This is a genomic window from Lyngbya sp. CCY1209 (assembly GCF_035615495.1).
GTDB lineage: Bacteria > Cyanobacteriota > Cyanobacteriia > Cyanobacteriales > Microcoleaceae > Limnospira.
Map to the genome: position 1 here is coordinate 1 of NZ_JAJENU010000097.1, position 4,977 is coordinate 4,977.

At 60.9% G+C, this 4,977-nt stretch carries 2 protein-coding genes; both read left to right on the forward strand.

Features of this window, described 5'->3' with window-relative positions; all coding sequences use genetic code 11:
- Positions 1-470: 470 nt before the first annotated feature.
- On the forward strand, positions 471-2,618 hold the full coding sequence (locus LKE08_RS00555; RefSeq protein WP_324702243.1) for a protein phosphatase 2C domain-containing protein: 2,148 nt from the start codon (positions 471-473) through the stop codon (positions 2,616-2,618).
- A gap of 45 nt (positions 2,619-2,663) precedes the next feature.
- Positions 2,664-4,907: a cation:proton antiporter gene (locus tag LKE08_RS00560; protein ID WP_324702244.1), complete on the forward strand. Its 2,244-nt coding sequence runs from the start codon at positions 2,664-2,666 to the stop codon at positions 4,905-4,907.
- Positions 4,908-4,977 lie beyond the last annotated feature (70 nt).

Here is a 4,977-nt window from a genome sequence, read left to right on the forward strand (position 1 = left end):
ATGCCGATTATAATGGTTCGCTCATGATTGCTATTTCTGGGGGCGCTGCAAGCCGTCCTGAACGCCTGAGCTGTGAGTTACCTAGCGTAGCGGCAGCTTAGGGCGAAAGCCCCGTCTCTTTAGAGCGGGGTGAGCTTACACCGGCACTCACCGACCCACAACAGAATAATTGATAGTTGCCTGACCGAAGCGAATCGCGATCGACTCTCCCTCTGCCATACCGCCCGGGACTTTGGGCGGATATATTGGTATTGGAACGACTCATGATTGATGGGGGCGGAACTCTGAATTTTGAATCGGATCGTGAGTGGCGAGGATCGGCGTGAGGATTCTCTATGCAAGAAGACATGCCAAAGAACTATCTATGGGCGCTCGGAAGTGGCCTTGACGATCTCCCACCCGGGACTATAATTGCGGATCGTTACTTGTACAAGGGGGGGCGGATACTGATCGACACCCGACCCGAACTGTTGCCCGAACTCCCCGGAAATGACGTCACGGCCGAGCCGATCGCCTGCTATCTGAAGCTGTTCGCCCACCGGCTGCACGTCCCCCAGGTCTACGGATGGATCTCGCCGCCCGCCGCGCGGGTGGAGCGGGGGATCTGGCTGCTCGAAAAAGGGCCCGTCGATCGCAAAACGGGGAAGCTCAGGCCCAGATTGACCGACGTCTGGGGCGAAGCGCCGGCCATGCGCCAGTTGAACTGGCTGTGGCAAATTGCCAAACTGTGGTACGCCTCGAATCGCGAAGGGGTGGCGTCGAGTTGGCTGGACCCGGACTTGGTGCGGGTCGAGGGGCCGCTGGTGCGGCTGTTGGAATTGCAGCAGCAGCCGAAAGGGCCGTCGCTGGAGCAACTCGGCGGACTGTGGCAGACGTGGATTCCCCGGGCCGACCGCCGCATCCAGTCGTTTTTGGACCAGCTCACCCGGCAGATGATCGGCGGGGAGCTGCGGAAGTCGGAGCGGTTAGTCGATCAACTTGATCGCGCCCTGGTGATTTGCGGGCGGTCTTTGGAGCGCCGGGTGGACATCGTGACGGTGACGGATGCGGGGCCGACCCGCTCCCACAACGAGGACGCCTGCTACCCGGAGGGCGATACCAGCTCCGGCATCGACGGCGAACTGCCCGCCCTGGCGATCGTCTGCGACGGCATCGGCGGCCAGGAAGGGGGGGAAGTCGCCTCCGGCCTGGCGATCGAGATCGTGCGGGAACAGGTGGAAAAGATGCCGCTCCACCCCGCCAACTGGGACCCCCTGTCCGTGACCCCGAGGTTGAAGCGGGCGATCAGCATCGCCAACGACGCCATCAGCGATCGCAACGACTCTGAAGACCGCCAGGGGCGCCAGCGCATGGGAACCACCCTGGTGATGGCCCTGGCCCACGTCCACGAAATCTACCTGACCCACATCGGGGACTCCCGGGCCTACTGGATCACCCGCGAGGGCTGCCACCAAGTCACCCTCGATGACGACGTGGCCTCCCGGGAAGTGCGGCTGGGCTACACGATTTACCGGGAAGCCCTGCAACAGGTGGCGTCCGGGGCGCTGATCCAGGCGATGGGGATCACCCACTCGATGAACTTGCACCCCACCATCCAACGATTTCCCATCGACGAAGACTGCATTTTCCTGTTGTGTTCCGACGGGTTGAGCGATCGCGATCGGGTGGAACAATATTGGGAGACGGAAATTCTGCCCGTCCTGCAGGGAACGACCGACATCACCGCGGCCCGCGATCGCCTCGTGCAGGTCGCCAACACCCAAAACGGCCACGACAACGTCACCATCGCCCTGCTGCACTTCCGACTCACCCCCAAAGGCGACGGCGAAAAAGAGCCGGAAATTTCCGTCCCCCCGGTGGCCGGCCTCCCGGACGACACCCTCGGCGATTCCTCCTCCGACATCACCGCATCCGACGAGTCGGCGATGGAAACGGAACTGATCGTGGTTGACAAAGATAAAACCCGCCAAATTTGGTGGCTGTCCCTGGGAATTCTGCTGCTGATCGCGATCGCCGGCGTCTCTGTATGGATCGTGCTGCGGGGACTCTTCTCTCCCGAAGCGCAGCCCACCTCCTCGACAGAACCCTCCCCCGTTTCCCCCGACCCGCCGCCGATACCAGCTTCTCCCCAACCCGCCATCATCCCCTACCAACCGCAGCCGTTGCAAATCAAAGCGATCGTGCAGTTGGGGCCAGCGAATGCTCCCAACGGAACTCCCTCGGAGCGACCCATCCGCCTGTTAGAAGAATTTGGCAAACCTTATATTAAAGGACAAGTTCCCAACAACAGCGTCTTTCAAATTTTGGAGCGGCAGACCACCCCCGACGCCGGAACCTGGATGGAGTTAAAAATCTGCTCGGTCCCCCCCGACTCCGACGAAACGGCCACCGAACCTCCCAATTTCGAGGACGACCCCAATGGGTGGGAGGCGGAGGAGGACATCTCACCGGGCGGCGGCGAATGGGACGAGCCGGAAACTGCTCCGACCCGGGAAATTCTCACCCTCAGACCCGGAGATCTCGGATGGATGACGGAGGATGATGTCTATACCCGACTGATCCGGAATTCCGACATCCCCCCCGAGGGCCTGGGAAGTTGTCAGCCCCCCGAACAATGAACCGCGACCCCCGCCCTTCGTCCACCCTCACCAGATGAACCCCCAATGGCGACCGAACATCACCTCATTTTCGATTTGGTCACGGCCCTCGGCGCGGCCGCCGTGGGGGGATTCGTCGCCAACCGCCTCCGCCAACCGGTTTTGCTCGGATACCTGGTCAGCGGCCTGCTGGTGGGTCCCTACGGGTTCAAACTGATCGGGAACACCGCCGAGATCAACGCGATGGCCGAAATCGGCGTGGCGTTTTTGCTGTTCGCCCTGGGGGTGGAATTTTCCCTGGCGGAACTGCGGCGGTTTCAGGACATCGCCATCCGGGGCAGTTTGTTGCAGATCGGCCTGACGATCGCCGTCACGGCGGGAATCTCCCTGCTGGTGGGGGGGGGTCTAGGGGGGGCGCAAGGGATCTACCTGGGAGCCCTGCTGTCCCTGTCCTCGACGGCCGTGGTCCTCAAAACCCTGACCGAACGGGGGGAAATCAACACCCCCCACGCCCAGGTGATGCTGGCGATCCTGATCGCCCAGGATTTGGCCCTGGGGCTGATGCTGGCGATTTTGCCGGCTTTGAAAGAACCCGGTTCCGCGATCGCGATGGCCCTGTTTTGGGCTTTCCTGAAAGGGATATTATTTTTGCTCGGGGCGTTCCTGGCGGGAATTTGGGCGATCCCGCCCCTGATCCGCACCGTCGCGGCCACGGAGAGCTCCGAATTATTTTTATTGACGGTGATCGCCCTGTGTCTCGGGGTCGCCCTCCTCACCAACGCCCTGGGGCTCTCCATCGAAATGGGGGCGTTCATCGCCGGGTTGATGATCGCCGAGATCGACTACGCCGACCAAGCCCTGGCGAAAGTTTTGCCGCTGCGGGACACCTTCGCCAGCCTGTTTTTCGCCTCCATCGGAATGCTGATCGACCCCCAGATTTTGCTCGACAACCTGGGCCTGATTTTGGGGTTGGTAATTTTGGTGATGGTTTGTAAGGCGGGGATCATTTTTCCCATCGTGTTGAAATTTGGATACTCCTTCAAAACCGCCACGATCGCGGCCCTGGGGTTGAACCAAATCGGAGAATTTTCCTTCGTTTTGGCCCAAGAAGGTTTGGAATTGGGATTGCTGAGTGAAAAAAAATACCTGCTGATTTTGGGGACCACGGCGATCACCTTGGTGCTGACCCCCGTGTTTTTGCAGTGGTCGCCCCGACTCGCCGATCACCTGATGGGGGTGCCCCTGTTGGAAAAGTATCTGAAACGGTTCCAAAATGCCAAAGAAATCGCTATGCCAGACCGGATGAAAGATCACGTTGTGGTTGCCGGTTACGGGCGGGTGGGCCAGGTGGTGGTCAAGATGCTGCAAAATCAGGGGCGATCGGTTTTGGTGATCGACAACAGCTCGGCGGCGATCCAGCGGCTGCGGGCCCTGGGAATCCCCTATGTATTGGGAGATGCGGACTCGGAGTTGGTGCTCGAAAAAGCCCACCTGGAACGGGCGCTGTCCCTGGCCATCGCCCTCCCGGACCCGGCCAGCACCCGCCTGCTCCTCAAACGGGCCCTGGCCCTGGCGCCCGAGTTGGACGTGGTGGTGCGCGCCCACGACAACAGCGAAATCGAGGTACTCAACCAGTTGGGGGCCTGGGAGGTGGTCCAGCCGGAATTCGAGGCGGCCCTGGAGATGGGGGCGCACCTGCTCTCGACCCTGGGAGACACCCAGATGACCATCCAATCGGTGATCCGGGCGATCCGGGGCGATCGCTACCGGAGCGTGTTGCCGGAACGGGTGACGAGCGTGGAACTCAAATCCCTGTTGGGGGCGACGGAGGGTTTGTCGAGCGAGTGGGTGACGGTGAAGCGGGAATCTCCCCTGGCCGGACAGACCCTGGCGTCGGCCAACATCCGCAATTTGACCGGGGTGACGGTGATGGCGATCGACCGCCAGAGCCACGTGTTCCGCTATCCCACGGGCGACACGAGGCTTCAGGAAGGGGATCGGCTGTTGGTGGTGGGGTCGCGGGAAGAATTGTTGTTATTCCAGACCTTGATGCTGGACCCCCTGACCCTAACGCTCCATCAAATGAGCTGGGTCAATTTGGAGCCGGAATCTCCCCTGGTCGGATATCGGTTGAAACCGGAAGATTTTGATACGGCCTGGAATGGCATTATCGCGATCCGACGCCAGGGAAAATTGCACCGGCCGACCCCAAAAAATTGGAAGTTGAAATCGGGGGATTTGCTATTGCTGCAGGGGGATCTGGCGACTTTGGAAGCCCGGGTGGATACTGCGGACGAGAGCGAAAAGTAACCAATCCCCGCGAAGACAGCGACGGGGCTTTCTAGCCCTAACCTGTTACTCTGTCTCGCAGAGAGCAAGA

Coding starts and splice junctions, on each gene's coding strand:
- LKE08_RS00560 (WP_324702244.1), top strand. CDS start 2,664: ATGGCGACCGAACATCACCTCATTTTCGATTTGGTCACGGCCCTCGGC.